We start from the raw sequence: 19391 nt of genomic DNA, 5'->3' as shown, positions 1-19391 counted from the left end.
GTGACCGCGCCGGCCGTCACCGCGCCGGCCGTCACCGCGCCGGACACGACCGCGCCGGACACGACCGCGGACGTGACCGCGCCGGACGCGGTGGTTCCGCAGGGGCCTGCACGTTCGACGCTGTGATGCACAGGATCCGCCGGACGGCGCACACCGCCGACCGCGTGCGCCCCCTCCGTGTTGGTGCGCCGCCTTGCATCCATACGCCCCAGGTATCCGTTCCGGCGATAGCTTGCCCTGATTAGCGGGTATGTGCTGATTAGTCCCTATAAACAGTGCGTTCTCGTTGCTGGTCTTGGGAAGTGATCGGCGTGATCGATACCGAAGGCGACTGCGCCGAGTGGACCTTTCCGGCTGTGCCGGGTGCCGTGCACACCGCTCGGCAAGATGTCCATGAGACGCTGCGCGGCTGGGGGCTCGACACCGCGGTCGTCGACGTGACCATCCTGCTGGTCAGTGAGCTGGTGACCAATTCCCTGCGTTATACGTCAGGCCCTATCGGCGTGAGGCTGGTGCGCCCGGCCCCCGACGGCGAAGCGCCGGGCACGCACCTCGGACTGCTGGTGGAAGTCTCCGATCCGCTTCCGGATCTGCCCACCGAACGTACTGCGGGACCCGACGACGAAGGCGGCCGGGGACTGCAGCTGGTGGCCTGTACTGCGCGCCGCTGGGGGACCCGGCGCGGAAAGAGTGGCAAGACTGTGTGGTTCGAGCTGGCTCTCCCTGGTTAGGAGTGGGGTGGGACGCACAGCGATCACCAAGGTCGGCAGAACCTGGCTGAAAGGGACTGAGACCGTGCTGTGATCGTGAACGCCGTGTCGGTAAGCGCCGTAGTGCTGAATACTGCGGGCAGGACCGGTCCGGTGTGTGAGCTGGAGGGGACGGTCGCGTGAGCGAAATACCTGGGACGGCGGGCGATGTCGTGTGGCAGAGCAGCCCGCCCGGGTCGATCTATGACCACATCAGGGTCGCCTCCTTCTCGATCGGCCCCGACGGCCTGATCGAGCAGTGGAGTCGCCGGGCCGCCGGCCTCTTCGGCATTGCCGCGCGCGAAGCGCTGGGCATGGATCCGGTCGAGACCTTCATGCCCGCCGAGCTGCGCAGCGACGGCCACCGCAGGGTCGGTGAGATCCTCGACGGCAGGGAATGGACCGGCCTCGTCCCCTTCCGGATGCCGGGCGCGGACGCGGCGCACGGGCTCGCCGAAATCTATGTGATGCCCAGTGAGACGGAGGGCGGGGAACGGGCCGCGCTCTGCATAGTCGTGGACGTACGCGCCCTGCGGCGGATCGAAACGGACCTTGCCGCATCGCAGGCCATTTTCGGCCAATCTCCCTTCGGTTTCGTGCTGTTCGGCATGGACTTCACGGTCATCCGGGCCAATCAGCGCTTCGCCACCGTCTTCGGCGGGCGGGCCGACGACCACCGAGGCCGCACGGTCCACGACTATCTCGCCCGCCCGGAGGCCGAGCGGCTCACCTCCACCCTCCAGCGAGTCCTGGAGACCGGGGACGCCGTCACCGATCTCCAACTCGTCGGCACCGCTCCCGGCGAGGCGGAGCGCCGTCACTGGTCGATGAACCTCTACCGCGTGCACAGCGGAGCCGGCCGCCCCGTCGGTGTCGCCGGGCTGGCCACCGATGTCACCCGTCGCCACATCGCCGCCCGCGAGGCCGCCAGTGCCCGCCGCAATCTCGCTCTGCTCAACGAGGCCGGCGCGCGCATAGGCAACTCCCTGGACCTGGAGACCACCGCGCGCGAACTCCTCGGCGTCGCCGTGCCCGGTTTCTGTGACCTCGCCTCGGTCGACCTCTACCAGGGGCTGCTCACCGGCGACGAGGCGGCGCCCGGAAGCTGGGGATCGCTCCACCACGAGTCGGTCGGCGGCTCCGCCGAACTGCGCCGTGTCGCCTTCGCCAGCGCAGTGTCGGACGCCCTGCCGCCGACGGTCCCGGACGGCGGTGCGACCGACGGGGACACCGACCCGCCCGCGCTGGGCGCCGTGCACCGCTACTCCTTCAACTCCCCCTGTGCCATGGCCCTGCGCACCGGTCAGGTCGAGGACGTCCCCGGTGACGACCTCGGCTTCGTCCAGTCCACTCTCGCCGTGCCGATGGTCGCCCACGACACCGTCGTCGGCCTCGTCCAGTTCTCCCGTACGAAGGGCAGCGAACCCTTCGGTGAACGCGACCGGGCTCTCGCGATCGAACTCGCCGCCCGGGCCGCCGTCTGCATCGACAACGCCCGCCTCTACCGGCGCGAGCACGAGCGCGCACTCATTCTGCAGCGCAGCCTCCTGCCACCCGGCGACCCCGAGGCCGCAGGCCTCGACATAGCCTGCCGCTATCTGCCCGGCAACACGGCGACCGAGGTCGGCGGCGACTGGTTCGACGTGATCGAGCTCCCCGGACACCGCACCGCGCTGGTGGTCGGGGACGTCATGGGCCGAGGTCTGCGGGCCGCCGTCGCCATGGGTGAACTGCGCACCGCCGTAAGGACCCTGGCCCTTCTCGATCTGGAGCCGGCCGAAGTGCTCTCCGCGCTCGACGAGGTCGCCCGCGGGCTGGGTACCCCTGGCGGCAGCAGTCCCTCCGACGGCCGCGGCGGCGGTGCCCAGTGGCCGTCACGGGCGTCCCACAAGGCCCGCGACGCGGACCTCTCCGAGGTCTACCTGGCGACCTGCGTCTACGCGGTCTACGACCCGGTCACCCGGCGGTGCACCTTCGCCAACGCCGGTCACCTCCCCCCTGTGGTGGTCGAGCCGGGTGAACCCGCTCTGCTGCTCGACGTCCCTCCCGGGATGCCGCTCGGAGTCGGCGGCGAGCCTTTCGAGGAAGTGGAGGTGGAACTGAGGGAGGGCGCCCTCCTCGCCCTCTACACCGACGGCCTCGTCGAGTCCCGCGACCACCCGCTCGACGAAGGACTTCAGGCCCTGCGCGGCGCCCTCGTCGAACCCGAGCTCCCGCTCGAGGACGTCTGTGACCATGTCCTGACCACTCTCGACACCCGGCACGGAGAGGACGACATCGCTCTGCTGATGGCCCGCATCCAGGGGCTTCCGGCTGAAGCGGTCGGCGACTGGCGGCTGCCGCGCGAACCCCGCTCCGTCGGCCGCGCCCGCGAACTGGCCCGAGGACAGCTGGTCGCATGGGAGCTCGACGACCTGGTGGACACCACCGAACTGCTCGTCAGCGAGCTGGTCACCAACGCCCTGCGGTACGGCGAGGGCGATATCCGACTCAGGCTGCTGCGTGACCGCACGCTCGTCTGCGAGGTATGGGACGCGGGTCTCGTCCAGCCGCGCCGGCGCCGGGCACGCGACACCGACGAGGGAGGACGCGGGCTCCAGCTGGTCGGGCTGTTGAGCGCGGCCTGGGGTTCGAGGCGGACTCCGCGGGGCAAGACCGTCTGGTTCGAGCTGCCGCTGCCCGACGGGGAGCCGGCCGCGGAGCGCACGGTCGAGCAGCTGCTGAGCATGTTCTGAACCACGGGGGGCGTGGGCGCGGTGGCCGCCGCGAGTGCGGTGGTCACGAGGCCGCTTTCAGGGCCGCGAGCCGGGCCTCGACCTCCGCGCTGTCGCCGAGGCTGTCCAGCTGCTCGAACTGGGCATCCAGCGATGATGCGGCGAGCTCCTGCTTTCCCACCGCCTTCGCCTCCTCGCGCCGCACCTTTTCCTCGAACCGGCTCAGCTCACTGGTCGGGTCCAGAACATTGATGTTCTTGACGGAGTCCATCATCTGGTTCTGCGCCTGCGCGGACTTGGCGCGTGCGACGAGCTCGTCCCGCTTCGACTTCAGCTCCGTCAGCTTTGCCTTCATCCGGTCCAGACCCGACTTGAGCTTGTCCACCACCTCCGTCTGCGCGGCGATCGTCGGCTCCGCGGTCTTCGCCTCCTTCTCCGACTGGAGCTGACGGCCGAGCGCGACCTTGGCCAGGTTGTCGAATTTACCGGCCTCCGCCGTCGAGCCGGCCGCCAGCAGCTCGTCGGCCTTACGACTGGCGGCGAGCGCCTTCTCACCCCACTCCTTGGCCGCGTCGACGTCCTCCCGGTGGTCCTGCTCCATCAGGCGCAGATTGCCGATGGTCGCGGCCACCGCCTGCTCGGCCTCCGAGATGTTCGACGTGTAGTCGCGGATCAGCTGGTCCAGCATCTTCTGCGGATCCTCCGCCTGGTCCAGCAGCGCGTTGATGTTGGCCTTCGCCAGCTGACTGACGCGGCCGAGGATGGTCTGCTTGGTCATGGCACCTCTCCTTGCACGGGCCACAAGGGCCGCTTCGTGGACCGGACCGGCCACCTGGGCCGTACGGGACCGGATGGCTCGTACGGAGCGCCTGAACGTTCGCGCATCCGCCCTGCCGACGGCTCAGAAACGACCGCCGCCGCTGCGCCGGCCGCGGGTGCCCCCGCCGCCGAAACTCCCGGGCCCGCCTCCCCCGACCCCGCCGCCGAATCCACCGCCGTAACCTCTGCCGCCCCCTCCGCCGCCCAGGAGTCCGCCGAGGATGATCCCGCCGAGCACCGCCCCGTTCATCCCGCCGCCCCCTCCATGTACACCGCCCGGACCGTTTCGGTTCCCGTACGCCCGCACGTCCTGTTCGGCCAGGCTCCGGGCCTGCCCGGCCAGCGAGTCGGCCTGATGCGCCTCGGCCAGAGCCCCCTGGGGATCGTCCGTGCCGGCCAGCTCCCGGGCTCGCTCCAGCCGCCTCTGAGCTTCCGCGAGCCGTGTCCGGGCCTGGCTGCCGACCGCCCCGCGGTTCGTCGTTATGTAGTCGGCGGCAGCGGCGATCGCCGAGCGCGCGGTGAGCGTCGCCTGATCGAGAAGGGACCGCGCGCGGCGGTTGCCCAGCTCCTGCTCCCGTGCTCCGGCGAGCGCCTCGTCCAGCGCCGCGTCCGCCTCCTCCACCCTGCGCAGCGCATCGATGGGGTCGTGGCGGCCGGCCCGCAGTTCGTTCCTGACCTCACCGAGCACCGACCGGGCACGGGCGATCCGGCCCCGTAGATCCGCGGTCGGCACATCCTGCGCAGTGCCTTCGAGCAACCCGCCCGCATCGGCGAGATCCGCCTCGGTCTCGGTGAGCGCGGCCGGCAGTCTGGCCGCCGCCTCCGTGAGCTCCTCGGTACGACGGTCCACGGCATCGACGAGGGTGGTCGCCTGACCGACCGCGCCCTCGGCTGCCCGTACGTACACCGCCGCTGCCGCGTTGTTGCCGCCGTCCACCGCCTGCCGGGCCCGGTTGAGACTGGATGTCGCGAAGACGAGGCGGTCCTTGGCCTGCTCGACGTCGCCCGCGACGGAGGAAGAGGCGGACTCCGCGTACCGGCTGCGCAGAGTGGCCAGAGCGGCATCGGCCGCGGAGACCCGGCCCGCGAGCACGCGGAACGCGGTCTCGGCGGTGACCACGGCCTGCGGAGCGTTGCGCTCCAGGGCACGCAGCCGGTCGAAGTCCTCCGACACCGCGTCCAGGCGCGAGTCGGCCTCCGCGCAGCGGCTGATGATCTCGTCCAGCATCCGTCGCCTTGTCGCGTCGTCCTCGGGGAAGGCGTCGTCGAGCTGCTGCCGCAACCGGAAGGCGGCCGTCAGCTCGCTCTTCGCGAAGAGCACCGTCTCGCTGAACGGCGCGGCGGCCTCTTCCCCGAACTGTGCCGTGGCGAAGCCGAGTTCCTCGTCGCTGGTGCGGACCGCGTCGTCGGTGTCGACCAGGGTCTGTTTGGCCCGGGCATCGAGTTCCGGCAGCGGAGTCGGTGGGGCGCCGTGGCGAGAACCGCCGTGGCCCCAGCCGGTCGCGCCGGGCGTGGTGCGGGTCGTGGCGCGCCTCTTCCGGCGGGTGTACGCGTAGGCGGCGACCGCTCCCGCCCCGCCGACGAGGACCACGGGCAGGATCAGGTCGCTGCTGCTCGTCCCGCCGGAATCCCCGGCCCCGGGATCGGCGGCGCCGGGCGTGATCGTGGGGGTCGGGACCGGCTTCCCGGCCACCACGGCTGCGTACCCGTCGGCCGCGCCGATCGCGGCACCGGCCCAGTCGTCCGCCTTGAGAGCCGGCTCGATGGCCGTGCGCGCCACGTCCTGGAGCTGGGCGTCGCTCAGACGGGAGCCCTGGTCGACGCTGTACGCGTACTGCCGGTCGTGGGTGGCGACGGCTAGAAGGACATCGTCGAGGCCCAGCCCGTTCTTGGACGCGGTGGCATCGGCCCAGCTCTGTGCGGAGCGGCCGGAGAAATCACGTACGTACACGACGAACAGTTGGATGCGGCGATCCGTGTAGAGCCGGTCGATGGCACCCGCCACCTCGCTCCTGCGGTCGCCGAGCGCCCCCACCTTGTCGGTGATCTGCCCGTCCCGGGACAGCGTGACGGGGTCGTCGGCGCGGGCGACGGGCGCAGCGGGGAGGGCCAGCCAGCACACCGCGATCAGCACGGCGACGAGGGCACGGCCCGGTATGAGAATCCGGGTACGGCTCACGAGCTGCATCACGTTTGCGAGGCTATGTCCCACTCCGAGGGGCCGCGACCCGGAGATCTCCGAGGCCATTGTCACGACGTCGCGCCCCAGCGGTGCCCCCGCGAGCGGATCGACGCCCTCACGTGCAGCCGCCTCCACCGCCAGGTCTGCTCCGCCGTGGCTCGCCGGGCGCGCCGATCGGGAAGGTCCCGTACGGATCGCTCTCGCACTCCACGCGACGGATGGCGGCGTCGGTGACGGGGGGAGCGGCGACGGCCGGGCGGCGGTGATGTGGTTCGCCCGACACGCACAGCCATCCGGGCATTCTTCGCCGAGTGCCGAGTGCCGAGTGCCGAGTGCCGAGTGCCGAGCGCCGAGCGCCGAGCAGCGGGCCTGGCGGTCCGGGCGGAATCGGTCTCACGGCAGGGAGAGACCAGGGCCCGGCATACTGCCACGGCACGCCGATCATCTGGGGGGACTGAAGTGCGTACGCGTATCAAGGGCATGGGCGGGGCCGTGCGGAACCGGGCCGCCCGCTTCCGCTGGAGTGGGCTGTGGCGGACCTGGCCGCGGCGGGTCGCGTTCGTCCTCGTGCTGGTGATCGCGGTGCCGGTGCTCACGGCCGGTATCGCCCTGCGGCTCAACTACTCCGGCGATCCCGGTGCAGGTACCCGCACCCGGGGCCGGGACGCGATCTGGCTCGGGCACGCCTGGGTCGACGGGCGCAAGGACGACCAGGACCTCGCCTCGTTCGCGGCCCGGGTCGGCGGGACGGGAATCAAGGACCTGTACGTCCACGCCGGGCCGCTGGAACACGACGGCACCCTGCCCGGCACCCGCTACCCGCAGGCCCGATGGCTGATCGATGCCGTGCACCGCACCTTGCCCGGCATCCGGGTCCAGGCCTGGCTCGGTGACGTTCTCGCGACCGAGGGCCCCACAGGGCTGCGCCTGGAGCGGCCGGCGTCACGCAGCGCGGTGGTCGCCTCCGCCCGGCAGGTACTCGACGCCGGCTTCGACGGTGTCCACTTCGACCTCGAACCCGTGCACTCCGAAGACCGCCACTATCTGTCGCTCCTCGACGACCTGCGGGTCCTCACCCGGGCCCGCAGGGCATCGCTCTCCGTCGCAGCCCACCAGATCGATCCGCTGCCGGCCGCCCACGGAGTCGTGGGCGCGCTGAGCGGCAGCCAGAAATGGTGGTCGCAGAAGTTCTTCGGACAGGTGGCACGCCGCGTCGACCAGATCGCCGTCATGTCGTACGACAGCTGGATGCCACTGGAAGGCATGTACGGCGGCTACGTCGCGGAACAGACTGCGCTCGCCCTCGAAGTGACGCCGCCGGGGACCGATCTGCTGATGGGGCTGCCGTTCTTCCACGAGGACGACATCGGGCACCACGAGTCGGCGGAAACGGTCGCGGCCGCGATCCGTGGCACCAGGCTGGGGCTTGGACGCACGGATCGCGGCCGGGAACGCTTCGGAGTCGCGCTCTATGTCGACTTCGCGGCGAGGGAGAGCGACTGGGCGGCGTACCGCGAGGACTGGAACTGACCCCCGGGCGCGTGGCCGCAGGTCAGATGGAGAACCGCTCCTTGGTGAGCAGCGGCCTGACCCGCGACCGGAACCCACCGGTCCGGAAGGGGCGTTGCAGCAGTCCGGGGCGGATCGCCTGAGCCAGCGCCGCGGCGATCATGCCCTGATCGAGAGCGAGCATGGAGTCACTTACCCGTCCGGTGCGGACATTGACGGAGTCCCGGAATCCGTAGCCGTCGTGGTAGGCGCCGAAGTCGCGGTCGAGCGCCCGAAGGTTGGCCACCGCCTCCACCGGTGCGTACGGCAGGGCCAGGAACGAGGCGTGCGGGGTTACCACCCCGTTGGTGAAGGCCGACGCGGGTGGCAACGGCACCCCGTCCGTGGTGTACGTGCGGTCGGTGTTGGAGGCATAGCCGTCGACCTGCATGCCGATGGCGTCGACGCCGTACTCCTGGTACCCGCCCTCGGGAACGTTGGCGGGGGAGAAGCCCCAGTATCCGTACTTCGCCTCCTCCGTGCCGTGCTCGATCTGACTCCGGACGTACCGCTGGTGGGTCAGGCCCCAGGAGCGCGGCGACCATTCCGGCTCCGGCACGAACAGCGGCACCATCAGCGCCTCGAACATGGAACCGCCCCAGCTGGGGATGATCTTCCGGCCGCGGTGGGTGTAGTGCCCCTGCCAGACCCGGACGCCGTCCATGTCCAGGTACGCGCCCTGCGGATACTGCTCCTGCTCGTTCTCGGGAAGCATCGTGCGCAGGAGGTGCCAGTAGTGGTCGGCAGGAAGTGAGCCGTCCGCTATACCCAGGTAGCTCGCCATGCGTGGCTCGGTGTTGAGGGCGCCGTAGTGATGGCCGGTGGGCTCCTCGGTGTCCGTCCAGAAGCCGCCACGCAGCTGACCGGGCCCGGTGACGGGGTCGGCCGGGTCGTAGGGCGTGTAGTAGTAGGACCAGTCGGCTGCCGCCAGCAGCCGGGCGATGCGGGGGCGCAGTGCGGGCGAGGCGGCCGCGGCGATCCGCAGCCCGGTGATCAGCCAGGCGTTGTCGACCGAGGAGAGGAACGGGCGGACCGGATCGCCGGTGCCGGGCCACTCGGTGAGGACCGAACCGTCGTGCGCGTCGTACCAGTTGAGCCAGAAGCCGTGGTGGCGCTCCAGCCTCTCGACGGCCCGCACGGTGCGCTCCAGCCTGCGGTGCATCGTGGCGTCGTCGATCACGCCGAGCCCTCCGGCGGCGACGGTCGACCAGAGACCGCAGCCGATGTTGGTGGGCGAGGTCTGGCGGGACCGGACGGGGTCTCCGGGACCGCTGACGTCGATCGCATCCGTGGCGAGACCGAGGTCGGTCGTCATTGCCTCGATCGAGCGGTACGTATCGCGGAACCAACGCAGCAGCAGCGGTGTATCAAGAGCGTGAACAGGATGCGCGGCACCATCGTGCCGAACGGAACGAACAGACGGCGCGGATGGCGCGGACGGCGCGGCGCTCGCGGAGGTTGCGGAAACGGTCCCGAGGGACAGGGCGGCAGCCCCGGTCCCCGCAGCGGTGACAAACGTGCGACGGTCCATGAAGGTTCAGCTCCCTTTGGCAGAAGGGGGATGGGGGAGGTTCGTGGCGTGCTCGATGCGGCTGCGGGCGCGCGGCCGCGGGTACGGCTGCGCCGATGGCGCAGCGTCCGGGTATGGCTGTCGGCACGTGCGAAGCCGTCGTGGGGCTTCGGACGCGCCGAACGGATCAGCACGGGAACCGGCGGCCGTCAGGTGCCGCCGGTTCCCCTACTGGACGGGGCCGTCAGGTGGCTCCCGGTTTGTGGAGCGCCGTCAGTCGGCGATGCGCGGCAGGGTGCGGCTGCGGCCCATCTCGCCCAGCCAGACGGCGGACGGCTTCGGCAGCCGCTCGAAGGTCTCCGGGTCCCAGCCGATGAGACCGAAGGTCGGCTTGTAGGAGCCCCACTCGTAGTTGTCGAGCGCGCTCCATGCCAGGTAGCCCTGGATGTTGAGGCCGTCCTGCAGCGCGGACGCCACCTCGTTCAGAGCCCCGGTGTAGTAGTCGACGCGACGGCTGTCCTGATCGGTCGCGATGCCGTTCTCGGTCACGATCAGCGGTACCTCGCTGCCGACGATCTCGGCTGTGTGGCGCAGCGCGTAGCCCACAGCGGTCGGGTAGTACTCCCACTGCGTGAGGGTGCGCTCGACACCGTCGGCCGTCGGGATCGGGCCGTCGGTGCCGATCTTGGTGCGAGTGTAGGACTGGACACCGATCCAGTCGTCGCCGCGGGCGGCCTCGATGAAGATGTCCTCGCGCGGGTAGCGGTACGCGGCGGTGACGTCCTCGGCGCCGGGGAGGGCCTGGTAGACCTGGTTGGCGATGGTCCAGCCGACCTGGATGTCGGCGTTGATCGCCTTGACCTCCTTGACGGCCGCGTGATGCGCGGCGATGACGGCCTGGGTGGTCTCGTCGTCCGGGGTCGGCAGGCCGGCCGGCGGGAAGCTGTTGTCGCCCCGCTTGGCCTGACCGGCCATCACGGCGATCATGTTGGGCTCGTTGATCGTGCAGACGTGGCTGACGTCCTGGCCGATGACCGGGGCGCAGGCCGCGGCGTAGCGGGCGAAGAGCTCGGTCGCACCCTCGGCGGTCCAACCGCCGCGCGCCTCGAACCACTGCGGCACGGTGAAGTGGTGCAGGGTGATCATCGGGCGCAGGCCGCGCTCGACGGCGCCCTCGACCATGCGACGGTAGTGGGCGAGTTCGGCACGGGAGAACTGGCCCTCGGCCGGCTCGATGCGCGCCCACTCGATGGAGAACCGGTAGTCGGTGAAGCCCAGTCCGGCGAGCACGTCCATGTCCTCGCGCCAGCGGTGGTAGCTGTCGCAGGCGTCCAGGCTGGGCTCCTGGATGTGGGTGCCCGCGGCGTGTTCCTTGACCCACCAGTCGCTGTTGGTGTTGTTGCCCTCGATCTGGTGGGCGGCGGTGGAGGCACCCCACAGGAAGCCTTCGGGGAACGGGACCTGGGTGTGAGTCATCGCAAAATGTCTTTCTGGTGCGTGAAGGGGTGTGGCCGGCGGGGATGTGGGGTGCGGCCTCGTACGTGTGCTTGGAACGGGCTACTTCATGCCCGCCGTGGCGATGCCCTGGGTGAAGTGCCGCTGCAGCGCGATGAAGAGGATCAGCACGGGCAGCACGACCAGGAAGGCTCCGGCCATCAGCATGCCGTTGGAGCCGCCGGCCTTGTTGGGGTCCGTCGCGAAGGTCGCGAGGGCCACCGGAAGGGTGTATTTGTCCGGGTCGTTGGTCGCGATCAGCGGCCAGACGAAGTTGTTCCAGGAACCCAGGAAGGTGAAGATCGAAAGCGTGGCGAGAGCGGGCTTCACGAGCGGCATCACGATCCGCCAGAAGATGTACCACTCGCCGGCGCCGTCCATCCGGGCCGCTTCCAGCAGCTCGTCCGGGATCGCCTGCATGAACTGCCGCATCAGGAAGACTCCGAAGGCTCCGGCTGCGAACGGCAGCACGAGACCCGCGTAGGAGTCGATCAGGTGGAGCTTGCTCATCAGCACGAAGAGCGGCAGCAGCATCAGGTTGCCGGGGACCATCAGCGCTCCGAGGACCACCCCGAAGATCTTGTTGCGCCCGACGAACCTCAGCTTGGCCAGGGCGTAGCCGAGCATCGAGCAGAACACCAGGTTCGAGACGGTGACCAGCACCGCCACGATGACGGAGTTCATGAAGTACAGCGGCAGATCGAGCTTGTCGAGCAGGTCCCGGAAGTTGTCCAGGGTCCACTCAGTGGGGATCCACACGGGCGGGCTGGCCGACAGCTCGCTCGACGTCTTGAAGGCCGAGAGGGCCATCCACAGGAACGGCGCCGACATGATCAGCAGGCCGGCCGAGAGCAGCACGTAGATCAGCAGCCGCTTCGGGTTCCGGTTCCCCTTCACGGCCTGGGGCCGTATCGGCTCCTTCGGCTTCGCCGTCGGGACGGCGCCGGGTGCACGGGTGGCGCTCATTTCGTGTTGTCCTTCAGCAGTCGGAGCTGGAGCACAGTGATGCCCATGATCACTACGAAGAGGACATACGCCATGGCGCTCGCATAGCCCATGTGGAAGAAGTTGAAGCCCTCGCGGTACATGTTCAGCGAGACGGTGAGAGTCGAGTCCGAGGGCCCGCCCTGCGTCATCACGAACGGTTCCTCGAAGACATTGAGGTAACCGATGGTGGTGATCACCGTCGCGTAGAGCAGTGTGGGCCGGAGCAAGGGCACGGTGATCCTGCGGAACTCGTTCCAGACACCGGCGCCGTCGAGCTTCGCGGCTTCCCGTACTTCGGTGGGAATGGCCTGCAGACCGGCGATGAACAGCACCATGACCGTGCCGAGGTTGCGCCATACCGCCATGGCGATCATCGACGGCATGGCCAGTGTCTCGGAGCCGAGGAAGTCCGGCGGCGTCAGGCCCACTTCGGTGAAGAGGCCCCCGATCAGCCCGTCGCTCGGGTCGAGCACGAAGCGCCAGACCACGGCGACCGCGACGATCGTGGTGACGACCGGGGCGTAGAAGCCGACCCGGAAGAACGTTCGTGCCCGGTCGATGCCGTTGTTCAGCAGCACCGCGACGACCAGTCCGAGGAAGATCGTCAGGGGGACGCCGATGACCACGAAGTACGCCGTGTTGAAGAGCGACTTGAGGAATGTCTCGTCGCTGAACAGATTGACGTAGTTCTCGAAGCCGATGAACTTCGCGTCCAGCGGGTGCGTGACATTGCGCAGCCCGAAGTCGGTGAAGCTCATCAGCAGCGTGGCGAGAATCGGGAACGCCATGAAGACGGTGAAGAGGACGAGGAAGGGGGTGGAGAACAGCCAGCCGGCCGTGTTCTGCACACCCATCGAAGCCCTCTTGCGACCCCGGCGACCCTGCGGCCCGGCGGCCGGGGACACATTGGTCCCCGGCCCGGCCTGCACCTTGGCCGGCTGAGCGGCCTTTCCGGTCGTGGTGCTCATGGCTCCTACTTCACGAGGCCTTCGATCTGGGACTGCGCCGTCTTCAGCGCGTCCTCGGCGGAAGCCTTGCCCTGGGTCACCTTCGCGATGGCCTGGTCGACCTTGTCGGTGATCTCGGTCCACTTGGCGAGCGAGGGCGAGGACTTGGCGGTGTCCATCTGCTTCTTGAACACCTGGAGACCGGCGTCGTCGGCGAGCGATCCGGAGGTCCAGGCCGCGGTGTTCGCGGGCAGGTCCTTGGTGCGCTTGTACCAGTCGGCCTGGCCCTTGGCGTCGGTCAGGTACTTGATGAACTCCGTGGCAGCGGCCTTGTGCTCACTGTCCTTGGAGATCACCAGGGAGGAGCCGCCCGCCATGGAGACGGAGGACTTGTCGGCGGGCACGTTGGCCACCGCCCACTTGCCCTTGATCTGCGGCTGCCCCTCGTTGAGCAGGGTGACGTGCCAGGGGCCGCCGAAGAACATGGGGACGCGGCCGTTGCCGAAGTCCTTCACGACGTCGTAGCCGGGTGCCACGGACTTGTTGGAGAGGCCCTTGTCGAAGTACGAGCCGTACTCCTTGAGCGCCCTGACCGCGGCCGGGCTGTCGATGACGGCCTCGCCCTTGTCGTTGACGATCTCGCCGCCGGCCGAGTACAGGAAGGAGTAGAAGTTCTGCACCGTGTCCAGACCGCTGGGCTGGATGGACAGGCCCCACTTGGTACCCGCCTTCTTCTGGTACGCGGTGGCGAGGTCCTGCATCTCCTTCCAATTGGTCGGAGCCTTGTCGATGCCGGCCTTCTCGGCCAGGTCCGTGCGGTAGTAGAGCACGCGGGTGTCGACGTACCACGGCACGCCGTACGCGGTGCCGTCCACCTCGCCCTGGTCCCAGCCGGAGGCGAAGAAGTCCTTCTTGTCGAAGGTCTTGGTGTCCACCGCGTCCAGGACACCGAGCTCGGAGAACTCGCCCATGTAACTGCCGCCCATCTGCGCGACGTCCGGCATGGTGCCGGCGGCGGCCGCGGAGACCAGCTTCTGGTGGGCGACGTCCCAGCCGACCGGCGTCACCTTGACGGTGATGTTCGGGTGCGACTTCTCGTAGACCTTCGCCACATCCGCGAGCTTCTCGCCCTCGGCACCCATGGCCCAGACGGTGAGCGTCTGCTTCTTGTCCGCGGCGACGTCGCTGCCACCGGAACTGCCGCACGCGGTGAGACCGAATGCAAGCGCGACTGCGATGCCGACCGAGGCCGTTCTGACGGTGCGGGACATGGAGGGCTCCTCCTTGAGCAATCCGGATGTATGCGCTGCCTGTAAGCGCATACATCACTGTGCGGCACATATTCGGGAATGCGCAAGAGGGTGCTAGGTCACACTCGTGCAACATGCAGTCATCTGAATGTTCAACTTTAAAACCGTAAACGGCGTGTTTGTGAATATGAAGCCGATGTGACCGATTCGTGCGCGATCCGGGCATGGGGAGGGAGGCCGGTATTTTCGTGATCATGTCTTCGTTCGCGCACGACTTCCCGTTCGATCCGTCCTACGGCTGCACGTCGGACGAGCTCCTGCGTGTTCCCGCGCCCGCCGCTCCGGGCGATTTCGCGGCCTTCTGGCGTGGCCGTCACGACGAGGCCCGCGGGGTCTCCACGGACCCGGAGGTCGGCCCGCTGGAGGAGGAGCGGGACGGTCTGCGGATCCACGGTGTGACATTCACCTCCGTGGGCGGGGTCCGGATCGGTGGCTGGCTCGCACTGCCCGCCGAGGGGCCCGCGGAACACGGATTCGTGATCGGTCACGGGTACGGCGGCCGGCAGGAGCCCGGGCCCGATCTACCCCTGCCGCTGCCCCGGTCGGCCGCGATCATGCCCTGCGTGCGCGGCATGGGCAGCCGCGGCCTGTGGCCGGGCATCCCAGCCGTGGCCGACGAGCATGTCCTCCACGGCATCGAGTCCCGCGACACCTATGTCATCGGCGACTGCGTGGCGGACCTGTGGTGCGCGGCGTCGGCGCTGCACGAGCTCGTCGCCGAGCCGGCCCCCGGGGGCCGGGCCGGCGGGCCGGGGCTCGGCTACCTCGGGGAGAGTTTCGGCGGCGGGCTCGGCGCGCTGGCGCTGCCGTGGGACGACCGGTTCGGGGCCGCCCAGCTGACGGTGCCCACGTTCGGCAACCACCCGTTGCGGATCACGCTGCCGTGTGTCGGCAGCGGCGAGTCGGTGCGTACGTACCGCCGGGAGCATCCCGAGGTCATGGACGCTCTGCGGTACTTCGATGCGGCGACGGCCGCCACGAGGCTGGAACTTCCCACGCTGGTCGCGGCAGCGCTGTTCGACCCGGCGGTACCGCCGCCCGGGCAGTTCGCCGTCCACAACGCGCTCGCCGGACCCCGCGAGCTGCAGGTGCTGAGTGCGGGGCACTTCGAGCACGAAGGGCTCGCCGCGGAGACGGCGGAGCTGCGGGAGAACCGGCGACGGTTCTTCGCCAGGTACCTGGTCTGACCTGGTGTCCGGCCCGGCCTGCGGGCGCCTGACCCGGCCCGCGGCTATCCGATCCGGCCCGTCCCGGACGCCGGGGGTCACCCAGGCCGCCGGGGTCCGCCCCGGCCCGCCGGTCGGCCCGGCTCCGCGGCCCGTCCCGGGCGCCGGGCCCGGGAGGCGGGCGGTCAGCCGCAGCCACGGCCGGCGCGGCGGGTGGTCAGCCGCAGCCGCAGCTGGCGCGCCGGGCCAGGGAGACCGGGAGCATGAGGGAGGCCGGAGGGCGTTCCCGGTCGCGCAGGCGCTGCACCAGCAGTTCGGCCGCCTGTTCGCCCAGCTGCCTGATCGGCTGCCGTACGGTCGTCAGCGACGGCCGCACGATCCGGCTCAGCGGGATCCCGTCGAACCCGGTCACGGCGATGTCCTCGGGTACCCGTACGCCCCGGCGCTCCAGCGCGCGCAGCGCGCCCACCGCCATCTGGTCGTTGGCGAACAGCATCGCCTGCGGGCGTTCGTGCTCGCCGAGATCCGCGGTCCGGTCCAGCAGTGCCTCCGCCGTCCTGGCGCCCTCGGCCTGCGTCATCATCTCCGCCCGCAGGTCCGGTGCGTCCGGCACCGGGAGTCCGGCGTCACGGCAGGCCTGCTGGAAGCCGCGGAACCGCGCCTCCGCGTCAGGCGATTCGACCTCGCCTCCGATGAAGGCCAGCCTGCGCAGCCCGTGGTCCTCGATCAGGTGGCGGGCCAGTTCGCGTTCACCGTCGGCGTTCGCCACGACGATGTGGTCGAGGTGATCGATCTCGCGCGGCCCGGCGAGCATCACCACCGGGAGCCGTCGCGATATCACCTCGAGGTCCTCGGTGGGCACGGTCTGTGCCAGCACCGCGAAACCGTCGACCCGGCCCGCGACCTTCGCCACGAGGCTCTCGGGACCGCCCTCCAGGGACGCGGCGATCAGCAGTGCGTACCCGTGGCGCCGGGCCGCCCGTTCCATGCCCCGGATGATCTGGTCGGAGTAGAGCATCACCGCGTCGTCGGCGTCGCTGTCCGCCGCGTCCGCCTCGGCGTCGGGATCGGCGTAGTCGGGAAAGCAGAGCCCGAGGACCCCGGTCGTCCGGCTGGCCAGCCCGCGGGCGTTGCCGCTGGGTACGTAGCCGAGCTCGCGAGCCGCTTCGAGGACCCGCTCCCGGGTCTGGGCGCGTACCGAATCCGGGGTGCGATAGACCCGCGAGACCGTCGCGATCGAGACGCCCGACCGCTCCGCGACGTCGTACACCGTTGGGGCGCTCACCCGACCGACCGTCCGCTTCTTCTTCCGTACCGATGCTTCTGTTGAAAGCGCATTCACCCTAGATCGCGGGCCGCACGCGAGCAAGGCGCCACGGAGATTGACAGGTAACCTTGCAAGATGGCCTGCGCATCTTTTACTGTGGAGGTATGCAGGAACCGACACCGACCGAAGTGGCACCGACCGAGCCGAGCGCCGAGCAGGTGGCGACGCAGCTCGCCGCCGTCGTCAGCAGACTGCTCCGGCGGCTGCGCTCCACCTCGTCGGACAGCCTGCTCACCCCCACCCAGAGCTCGGTGCTGGCCCGGCTGGACCGGGAGGGTTCCGACACCACGGCCGCGCTGGCGCGTGCCGAGCACGTGAGGCCCCAGTCCATGCGGCTGACCATCGGCGTGCTGGAGGACCAGGGGCTCGTCGAGCGGGCGCCCGACCCCGCCGACGGCCGGAAGTCGGTCATGTCCATCACCGAGGCGGGCCGCGTCATGCTCGGCGCCGTCCGGGCCGCCAAGCACAACTGGCTGGCCGAGGTCATCACCACCGAGCTCGACAGCGACGAACGCCGAACGGTCGCCGAGGCCACGGTGCTCCTCGATCGCCTGGTCGAGAAGTGACCGCCTCCGAGCCGGCTCCGCTGCGGGTGGCGGGCGACCGACCCGCACCGCAGGCGACGACCGCCGGCCCGACCGTCGGACCCGGTGCCGGCGCCACCGCCGTCACCCCCGGTTTCAGCGCGCGGCTCACCGCCCCGCTGCTCCTCGGTTCGCTGCTCAACCCGCTCAACACCACCATGATCTCCACCGCGCTGGTGGCGATCGGACACCACTTCGGCATGGGCGCAGCCGACACCGCCTGGCTCATCTCGGTTCTCTATCTCGCCAGCGCCGTCGCCCAGCCCGTTCTCGGAAAGCTCGCCGACGCCCTGGGCCCGCGCCGCGTCTTCCTCGCCGGACTGGTCGTCGTCGTCGCATCCGGTCTGGTCGGTACATTCGCGCCGACATTCGGCTGGCTCATCGTGTCCCGGCTGCTGCTCGGCATCGGTACGTCGGCCGCCTACCCGGCCGCCATGGCGGTGCTGCGTGACGAGTCCGCCCGGATCGGCCGCGCCACCCCGCGCCCCGTCCTGGCCCGGCTCTCCTTCGCCGGGCTCGGCTCCGCCGCCGTCGGACCGACGCTGGGCGGGGTACTCGTCATGGTGGTCGGCTGGCGCGGCATCTTCGCCGTGAACGTGCCCGTCGCCCTCATCGCGCTCGCCTGCGCGCTGCTGTGGATCCCCGCGGATCCTCCGCGCCGCCGCGCCGCCGACGGCCGTGCCCCCCGGCTCGACCTGGACCCGCTCGGCATCGGCCTCTTCTCCACCGCCCTGACCGTGCTGGTCTTCTTCCTGCTCGATCTCTCCCACCCGGTCTGGTGGCTGCTCGCCCCCTTTGCCGTACTGACCGCCGCGCTCGTGTGGTGGCAGCTGCGCCGCCCGCAGCCCTTCATCGACCTGCGGATGCTGGCGAGCAACGCCGCGCTCGCCCGCACCTATCTGCGACACGGACTGGGCTATCTGCTGATCTACTGCGTGATGTACGGATTCACGCAGTGGCTGGAGGAAGCACGTGGCTACTCGTCCGGACATGCCGGAGTGCTGATGCTGCCGATGTCGGTCGCGGCACTGGTCTGCTCGCTGCTCGGCGCCCGCACGAAGGGCATCCGCGGCCCGCTCACGCTGGCCTGTGTGCTGCTCACCATCGGCGCCGCCCTGCTCGGGTTCCTCTCCGGCTCCACCCCGCTCGTCGTGCTGCTGATCGCCGGGGCCTGCTTCGGCATACCGCAGGGGCTGATCGGTACGAGCAACCAGGCCGCCGTCCAGGAGTACGCGCCGGCCGAGAGCATCGGCTCCGCCGCCGGACTCCAGCGCACCGCCCAGTACATCGGGGCGATCACCGCGTCCAGCCTGATCGCCCTCGCCTACGGGCAGTCGGCGAGCGACGGCGGGCTCCACCTGATGGCGGTGGTCGCCGTCGTGCTCGGACTGCTGCTGATCGTCCTCACCGTCACCGACCGCGCCCTGCGCACCCGTACCTGAATCCCAGGCATCACCTACCCACCACCCCCCAAGAGGAGCGCCACCATGACCGCCACCACCCTCGACCCGAAGACCGCCCTGGTCGTCATCGATCTCCAGAAGGGCATCGTCGGCCTGCCCACCGCCCACCCGGCCGACGACATCGTCGCCAAGTCCGCGACCCTCGCCGAGGCGTTCCGCGCCAAGGGCCTCCCGGTCGTCCTGGTCCGTGTGACCGGCGGTGCCCCCGGTCGCGTCGACGGTTCCCCGAGCTCTCAGAAGCCCGCCGCCGACTGGGCGGACATCGTCGCCGAGGTCGGCTGGCGTGAGGGCGACATCGTGGTCACCAAGCAGCAGTGGGGTGCCTTCTACGGCACCGACCTCGACCTCCAGCTCCGTCGCAACGGTGTCACCCAGGTCGTCCTGACAGGCATCGCGACCAGCATCGGCGTCGAGTCCACCGCCCGCGGCGCCCACGAGCACGGCTACAACGTCACCGTCGTCACGGACGCGGTCACCGACATGGACGCCGAAGCGCACCGCAACAGCATCGAGAAGATCTTCCCGCGGCTGGGCGAGACGGACACCACGGAGGCGATCGTCAAGCTGCTCGGCTGAGCCCCGCTCACCCGG

At 70.0% G+C, this 19391-nt stretch carries 16 protein-coding genes; 8 read left to right on the top strand and 8 right to left on the bottom strand.

Features of this window, described 5'->3' with window-relative positions; genetic code table 11:
• The 3 genes from ACFVXE_RS18840 to ACFVXE_RS18830 all read left to right on the top strand — a co-directional run bounded on the left by ACFVXE_RS18840 (position 1) and on the right by ACFVXE_RS18830 (position 3484).
• Complete coding sequence (locus ACFVXE_RS18840) at positions 1-126, top strand: hypothetical protein (RefSeq protein WP_389672300.1); 126 nt, start codon at positions 1-3, stop codon at positions 124-126.
• A gap of 176 nt (positions 127-302) precedes the next feature.
• The gene (locus ACFVXE_RS18835; protein ID WP_389672298.1) at positions 303-731 is read left to right on the top strand and encodes an ATP-binding protein; all 429 of its coding nucleotides are present in this window, start codon (positions 303-305) and stop codon (positions 729-731) included.
• A gap of 191 nt (positions 732-922) precedes the next feature.
• Positions 923-3484, top strand: a complete 2562-nt coding sequence (locus ACFVXE_RS18830) for a SpoIIE family protein phosphatase (protein ID WP_389672351.1) — start codon at positions 923-925, stop codon at positions 3482-3484.
• Between the two features lie 43 nt (positions 3485-3527).
• On the opposite strand, the gene ACFVXE_RS18825 is transcribed toward ACFVXE_RS18830, so the two are convergent.
• Both ACFVXE_RS18825 and ACFVXE_RS18820 read right to left on the bottom strand, forming a co-directional pair.
• A complete protein-coding gene (locus tag ACFVXE_RS18825; protein ID WP_389672296.1) occupies positions 3528-4241 on the bottom strand; it encodes a PspA/IM30 family protein in 714 nt (237 codons plus the stop codon).
• 123 nt (positions 4242-4364) lie between these two features.
• Entirely contained in the window at positions 4365-6470 is a 2106-nt protein-coding gene (locus ACFVXE_RS18820) for a TPM domain-containing protein (RefSeq protein WP_389672350.1), read from the bottom strand.
• Positions 6471-6944: 474 nt separating this feature from the next.
• On the opposite strand from ACFVXE_RS18820, the gene ACFVXE_RS18815 reads away from it, so the two are divergent.
• Entirely contained in the window at positions 6945-7994 is a 1050-nt protein-coding gene (locus ACFVXE_RS18815; protein ID WP_389672349.1) for a glycoside hydrolase family 18 protein, read from the top strand.
• 22 nt (positions 7995-8016) lie between these two features.
• On the opposite strand, the gene ACFVXE_RS18810 is transcribed toward ACFVXE_RS18815, so the two are convergent.
• The 5 genes from ACFVXE_RS18810 to ACFVXE_RS18790 form a co-directional block, all read right to left on the bottom strand.
• The gene (locus ACFVXE_RS18810) at positions 8017-9543 is read right to left on the bottom strand and encodes a glucoamylase family protein (protein WP_389672294.1); all 1527 of its coding nucleotides are present in this window, start codon (positions 9541-9543) and stop codon (positions 8017-8019) included.
• A gap of 252 nt (positions 9544-9795) precedes the next feature.
• A complete protein-coding gene (locus ACFVXE_RS18805) occupies positions 9796-10998 on the bottom strand; it encodes a glycoside hydrolase family 1 protein (RefSeq protein ID WP_389672292.1) in 1203 nt (400 codons plus the stop codon).
• Positions 10999-11079: 81 nt separating this feature from the next.
• Complete coding sequence (locus ACFVXE_RS18800; protein ID WP_389672290.1) at positions 11080-11982, bottom strand: carbohydrate ABC transporter permease; 903 nt, start codon at positions 11980-11982, stop codon at positions 11080-11082.
• A complete protein-coding gene (locus ACFVXE_RS18795) occupies positions 11979-12971 on the bottom strand; it encodes a carbohydrate ABC transporter permease (protein WP_389672288.1) in 993 nt (330 codons plus the stop codon). The genes ACFVXE_RS18800 and ACFVXE_RS18795 overlap by 4 nt, the downstream gene beginning before the upstream one ends.
• Positions 12972-12976: 5 nt before the next feature.
• Positions 12977-14221 carry a sugar ABC transporter substrate-binding protein gene (locus tag ACFVXE_RS18790; RefSeq protein ID WP_389672286.1) on the bottom strand — a complete coding sequence of 415 codons (1245 nt, stop codon included), beginning with the start codon at positions 14219-14221 and terminating at the stop codon, positions 12977-12979.
• Positions 14222-14454: 233 nt separating this feature from the next.
• On the opposite strand from ACFVXE_RS18790, the gene ACFVXE_RS18785 reads away from it, so the two are divergent.
• Positions 14455-15447: an acetylxylan esterase gene (locus ACFVXE_RS18785; protein WP_389672285.1), complete on the top strand. Its 993-nt coding sequence runs from the start codon at positions 14455-14457 to the stop codon at positions 15445-15447.
• Positions 15448-15643: 196 nt separating this feature from the next.
• Here ACFVXE_RS18785 and ACFVXE_RS18780 read toward each other — a convergent pair whose 3' ends face one another.
• Positions 15644-16711 carry a LacI family DNA-binding transcriptional regulator gene (locus ACFVXE_RS18780; RefSeq protein ID WP_389672283.1) on the bottom strand — a complete coding sequence of 356 codons (1068 nt, stop codon included), beginning with the start codon at positions 16709-16711 and terminating at the stop codon, positions 15644-15646.
• 146 nt (positions 16712-16857) lie between these two features.
• On the opposite strand from ACFVXE_RS18780, the gene ACFVXE_RS18775 reads away from it, so the two are divergent.
• Genes ACFVXE_RS18775 through ACFVXE_RS18765 form a run of 3 tightly spaced genes read left to right on the top strand, consistent with a single transcriptional unit; the run spans position 16858 to position 19376 of the window.
• Positions 16858-17319, top strand: coding sequence for a MarR family winged helix-turn-helix transcriptional regulator (locus ACFVXE_RS18775; protein WP_389672281.1), 462 nt, complete (start codon positions 16858-16860; stop codon positions 17317-17319).
• A 26-nt stretch (positions 17320-17345) separates the two neighbouring features.
• Positions 17346-18779, top strand: a complete 1434-nt coding sequence (locus tag ACFVXE_RS18770; RefSeq protein ID WP_389672347.1) for an MFS transporter — start codon at positions 17346-17348, stop codon at positions 18777-18779.
• A 45-nt stretch (positions 18780-18824) separates the two neighbouring features.
• Positions 18825-19376 (top strand): isochorismatase family protein, encoded by a 552-nt coding sequence (locus tag ACFVXE_RS18765; RefSeq protein ID WP_389672280.1) that lies wholly within the window; start codon positions 18825-18827, stop codon positions 19374-19376.
• Positions 19377-19391: the final 15 nt, after the last annotated feature.

Origin of the sequence: Streptomyces sp. NPDC058231 (assembly GCF_042882275.1) — a bacterium.
Lineage (GTDB): Bacteria > Actinomycetota > Actinomycetes > Streptomycetales > Streptomycetaceae > Streptomyces.
This window is presented reverse-complemented; position numbering and strand designations above follow the sequence as displayed.

Bases quoted from the DNA above. Each gene is read 5' to 3' on its own strand.
- ACFVXE_RS18805 (WP_389672292.1), bottom strand. From the start codon at position 10,998: ATGACTCACACCCAGGTCCCGTTCCCCGAAGGCTTCCTGTGGGGTGCC.
- ACFVXE_RS18815 (WP_389672349.1), top strand. From the start codon at position 6,945: ATGGGCGGGGCCGTGCGGAACCGGGCCGCCCGCTTCCGCTGGAGTGGG.
- ACFVXE_RS18775 (WP_389672281.1), top strand. From the start codon at position 16,858: ATGCAGGAACCGACACCGACCGAAGTGGCACCGACCGAGCCGAGCGCC.
- ACFVXE_RS18800 (WP_389672290.1), bottom strand. From the start codon at position 11,982: ATGAGCGCCACCCGTGCACCCGGCGCCGTCCCGACGGCGAAGCCGAAG.
- ACFVXE_RS18765 (WP_389672280.1), top strand. From the start codon at position 18,825: ATGACCGCCACCACCCTCGACCCGAAGACCGCCCTGGTCGTCATCGAT.
- ACFVXE_RS18790 (WP_389672286.1), bottom strand. From the start codon at position 14,221: ATGTCCCGCACCGTCAGAACGGCCTCGGTCGGCATCGCAGTCGCGCTT.
- ACFVXE_RS18825 (WP_389672296.1), bottom strand. From the start codon at position 4,241: ATGACCAAGCAGACCATCCTCGGCCGCGTCAGTCAGCTGGCGAAGGCC.
- ACFVXE_RS18820 (WP_389672350.1), bottom strand. From the start codon at position 6,470: ATGCAGCTCGTGAGCCGTACCCGGATTCTCATACCGGGCCGTGCCCTC.
- ACFVXE_RS18810 (WP_389672294.1), bottom strand. From the start codon at position 9,543: ATGGACCGTCGCACGTTTGTCACCGCTGCGGGGACCGGGGCTGCCGCC.
- ACFVXE_RS18785 (WP_389672285.1), top strand. From the start codon at position 14,455: ATGTCTTCGTTCGCGCACGACTTCCCGTTCGATCCGTCCTACGGCTGC.
- ACFVXE_RS18795 (WP_389672288.1), bottom strand. From the start codon at position 12,971: ATGAGCACCACGACCGGAAAGGCCGCTCAGCCGGCCAAGGTGCAGGCC.